The following is a 2,350-nucleotide window of genomic DNA, read 5'->3' as shown; positions in this document are numbered from 1 at the left end:
GTCGACGGCGGCCTGGAGTTCGCGTGCGCGCTCGCCCTGGCCGCGCATCGCCGCCAGCAGACCGAGATACGCCCGGGTGTGATGGGCGAGCAGCGCGTATCCGTGGGACGACGTCAGCTCCAGGTCGCGCTGTCCGGTCCGCTCGGCCTCGTCCCATTCGCCGACCGCCATCTGGTCCAGCATGATCAGGTGCAGCATGGTCATGCTGTTGCGGACGAAGCCCGTCTCGGCCTCGCGGTCGACGGTGCGCTGGAGGTGCGGCCGGTACTGGCTGAGGGTGTCCACGTGGTAGGCGGCGACCGACAGACGTGTGATGTCCCAGGGCTCCATGGCCGACAGATCGGTGAACTCACGTTCCACCCGCTCCGCCACACCCGCACCGTGCCGGACCACGTCCCCCCACGCGTCCTGGTAGATCAGCGAGCGAGCGGGCACCGGATCGCCCAGTGAGCCGAGCAACGCCCGGGTCTCCTCCCACTGGGCGGGATCGCCTGCGTACTGGTCGATCGCGAGCAGCAGGTTCACCAGCCGGGTGAGCACGTCGGACGCCTTCCCCGGCTCACGCCCGCTCAGGTTCTCGATCGCCGTCACCACCTGCCGGTGCGAGTGCCGTACGTCCCCGTCCTCGAAGAACGCCAGATAGGCCGTTGTGACCACGGAGGCGGGGGGCTCGTCCGCACCCGTCACGTGATCGGAGCGGACGAGGCGCTGCGCCTGTTCGAAGAGCCCGGCGTGTCCGGCGGCGAAGGCCGCGTCACCGAGCCTGCGGGACCGGTCCTCGCGGTTCTCGCTCAGCTCCGCGGCCCGGGTCAGCCAGGCCACGGCGGCCACGGCGCTGCCGCGCCGGGTGGCGGAGTCGGCCGCCGCCTCCAGCGCGGCGGCCACCTCCTCGTCCGGGTCGACCGTCGCGGCGGCCAGGTGCGTGGCGCTCCTCTCGACGTCGTCGCGGTGCACACGAGCGAGGGCCGCGTGGGCGGCCCGGCGCTCGTTGGGCGTCGCCGTCTGGACGACCGTCGAGCGCACCAGGGGGTGCCGGAAGACGAAGTCGCCGCTGACCGGGTCGATGCTCAACAGACCTGCCGCCAACGCCTCTTCGGCGTCGCGCATGCGGTAGCGCCTCGATCCGGGCGCGGGCGCGGTTCCCGGCGTCGCTCCGACACCGTCGAGGGCGCCGCGCAGCAGTTCCTGACGTACGTCGTCACCGAGGGCTTTGATCCGGGTGCCGTACACGTGTTGCAGGCGCCGGGGCACCGGCAGCGGTACCGAGGCGTCGGGCGAGCCGAGGAGCCGCGCGGCCCCGCCTCCCGCGCGGTCGCCGTCGATGTGGGCGGAGAGTTCGAGCAGTGCCAGTGGGTTGCCCCGGGCCTGGTCCAGCACCAGACGGCGGACGTGTGTGTCCAGGCCCGGGCGGCGCTGGTCGAGCAGTCGTCGCGCGGCCTCGTCGGGGAGGGAACCGACCGGCAGTACGGGCAGGGCGGCGGTGTCGAAACCCGACGCCACGTCCGAGCGCAGGCCGACGAGGAGTTTCACCGAGCCGCCGTTGAGCCGGCGCCCCACGAACCCGATCACCGCGACACTGGAGGCGTCCAGCCACTGGCCGTCGTCGAGGAGCAGCAGCAGCGGCCTCGCCGAGGAGACCAGGGACAGCAGGTCGAGGACGGCGATGCCGAGCGACATCACGGACGGTGGCTTTCCGCCACTGCGCCCGAAGACGGTGGCGAACACGTCGCGGTGCACCTGGTCAAGGCCGTCGACGGCGGGAAGCAGGGGGTGGACCAGCTGGTGCAGGCCCGCGAACGGCAGCCCGGACTCCGCCTCGACCCCCGCGGCCCGGATCACTCCGTGTCCCGCCCCCGATGCCAGCTTGGCGACATGGTCGAGCAGGGCGCTCTTGCCCACCCCCGTCTCCCCTCTGAGGACGAGGGCCTGCCTCTCCACGGCCGTCACGAACGCGGACAGCTGCCGCAGCTCGTCGTCCCGGCCGATCATCGTTACGAGCGACTCCACGGCGCCCCACTCCCTTTCCCACCGGACCCGCCTCGTGCGTTCACTTTCCGAGCCTATGTGTGCACAGTCCTGATCTCACGGCGAACAGTCCTGCTCTCACGGTGAAGAGAACGGAAATACGTAGGCGCGGATCGCGTGAGCGAGTGTGACGCGATGGTGTGAGCGACTGTATGGGGCTGACGTGGGAGCGGTGGGACGGCAGCCGGCCGCCGTAGTGGTTGCTCCCGGCGGCCCGCTGCGGGTTCGATCGCGCGGTCTCCCGCGCTCCTCGAATCGGCTCAGTGAGCGCTTCCCGCGGTGGCCGGGGGAAGTTCCACCTGGACGCCGGGGTCGCCGGCGTCGG

Annotated in this window: 1 protein-coding gene; it reads right to left on the bottom strand. The window is 71.8% G+C overall.

The features are described from left to right. The coding region (locus IE294_RS46525; RefSeq protein WP_189895358.1) for an AAA family ATPase at positions 1–1,989 on the bottom strand (1,989 nt) is incomplete at its 3' end. Between the last annotated feature and the right edge of the window lie 361 nt (positions 1,990–2,350).

It is taken from the genome of Streptomyces canarius, from assembly GCF_014650735.1.
GTDB classification, from domain to species: Bacteria; Actinomycetota; Actinomycetes; order Streptomycetales; family Streptomycetaceae; genus Streptomyces; species Streptomyces olivaceoviridis.
The sequence above is the reverse complement of the archived record's forward strand: the minus strand, read 5'-3'. Positions and strand labels throughout refer to the sequence as shown.